A 1,994-nucleotide genomic window follows, 5' to 3' on the forward strand; every position below is an offset into this window, starting at 1 on the left:
CCCGCGTTCCGCAGATGTGTAGCGAGAAAAGCACATAGATCTGTGGCCTGAGCTGCGGAAATGCTTGCAGGCATGCTGATGCGGCGTGTCACTAGGTGCCAGCGTCGTGGCTGGTCAGGCGTCTGTGGCGGGTGTAGCTTCGACGATCTTCTTTGGGGTCGGGATGTCGAGTTTGGCCAGGATGTCGCGCTGGGGCTTGGTCAGTTCGGCGCGCTGGCGGAAGGTGCCGGTCGGGCCGGTGAAGGTGGCGACCGTCAGGAGGTCGAACTCGTCGCGGATGCGCCTCCAGGTGGCGCCGGTGGTGGTCTCGATGATGCGGATCAGCAGCAGGGCCAGCCAGCACAAGATGACGTGGGCGCGGATGCGTTCCTCGAGGCGGTGATAGACCGGGCGCAGGTCGATGACCTGTTTCATGTCGCGCCAGCCCCGCTCGACCTCCAGCAGTTGCTTGTAGCCGAGGGCGATGTCCTCGGCTGGCAGCTTGGGGTCTGAGCAGCGCAGCAGGTACTTGCCGTCCAGGTTCGTCTCGGCCTTGACCTTGGCGGCGTCGATGCGCAGCAGCCCGTTGGGGGTGGTGCGCAGGTAGCGGTTCAGGCCGGGTTTGGTGGAGATGACGCCGCGCAGTTCGGCGCGTTTGGTGGCGCTGAGCGTGTCGGTGCCGGCGATCAGCTCCTCCAACTGGGTGACCAGACGTTCCCGGATGGCCGCATCGCGTTCGGCGCCGTCGGGATTGAAGCAGATCACGAACCGGTCGGTCTCGCCGATTCGGACCTCTTTGACCTTCAGGTTCTCGGCCACGTCCTGGTAGCGGCCTTGGCGGGACAGGGCGGCCTTGGCCTCGGCCGAGCCCGAGCGCAGCCGTTCGCCGATGATGTAGTGGTGGTCGCCTTGGCGCAGGTAGCGGCGGTTGTCGGCGGAGGCGAAGCCGCGGTCACCGACCCACACGATCTTGGATAGGGTCCAGTCTCGCATGTCGTCCTTGACCTGGCGGATCAGGGCGGTGTCGGTGGTGTTGCCGGGCCAGGACCAGATGCGGACGGGGATGCCGTCGCGGGTGACGGCCATGCCGATGACGATCTGCGGCAGGTCGTCGCGGTGGTCCTTGGACTTGCCGCGGGTGCGGAAGCCCTTCATCACCGGTCCGCTGCCGTCCTCCTCACCGGTGTTGCCGGGGTCGGGAAGCGGGACGCCGCGCTGGTCGCGGGCGATCGGCTCATCGCCTTCGTCGATCTCGAAGTAGGTGGAGGTGGTGTCGAAGAACAGCAGGTCGACTTCTAGGTTGAGCAGGGTGGCGACCTGGTCGAACACCTTGCGCTCCACGGAGTTTTGGACCTGGTGCAGCCAGTCCATCGCCCGGTAGCAGGCATCATCGCTGCAGGCGGGCAGGCCGTCGATGTGGGCGTTGCGGCCGATCCAGTGGGAGGCGGCCAGCTTGGAGGAGGCGTCCAGGGCTCGGTTGGCGACCAGCGCGAACAGCACCCGTTCGGTGAACGGGCTGCGCCGGGTGGAGGCCAGGATGCGCGTCATGATCGTGTCGATCTTCAGCTGCCGCCAGAGCTGGTCGAGGAGATAGACGCCGCCGTAGGCGGCCGAGCCGATGAAGGTCAGTTCCGCGCCCGAGGTGAGGGCGGCGGCGCGGCCCGGGTGCAGCAGCCGGCATAGCGAGCCGACCAGGCGTTCGACGGCGGCGCGGTCGATCTGGTCTTCGCGGCCGAAGTTGTGCAGGACTTTCATCTTGGCGGCTTTGGCGATGGGATCCCACTCGTTGTGGGCGAGTTGGAGGTATCGCACCGTGGTGCCGTTTTTGTTCTTCCGGCTCGTGGTCCTGACGAACATGTCACCAGACCGTAGCAGCGTGTGCGCAGGCAGTGATGGTGTTATCGCTGAAATCGTGTCACTAGGGCCTTTCGCCGTTTCCACCAAGTCGTAAGCCACCGACCTGCGGTTTCACACCCGAACATGCCCTGGATCATGGATTAGCTGCGGAACGCGGG

Annotated in this window: 1 protein-coding gene; it reads right to left on the minus strand. The window is 65.7% G+C overall.

Annotation, left to right across the window (positions count from 1 at the left end):
- Window positions 1-114: 114 nt before the first annotated feature.
- A complete protein-coding gene (locus ABD999_RS43705; RefSeq protein WP_148034087.1) occupies window positions 115-1,836 on the minus strand; it encodes an IS1634 family transposase in 1,722 nt (573 codons plus the stop codon).
- Window positions 1,837-1,994 lie beyond the last annotated feature (158 nt).

It is taken from the genome of Nonomuraea ferruginea, assembly GCF_039540635.1.
GTDB lineage: Bacteria > Actinomycetota > Actinomycetes > Streptosporangiales > Streptosporangiaceae > Nonomuraea > Nonomuraea ferruginea.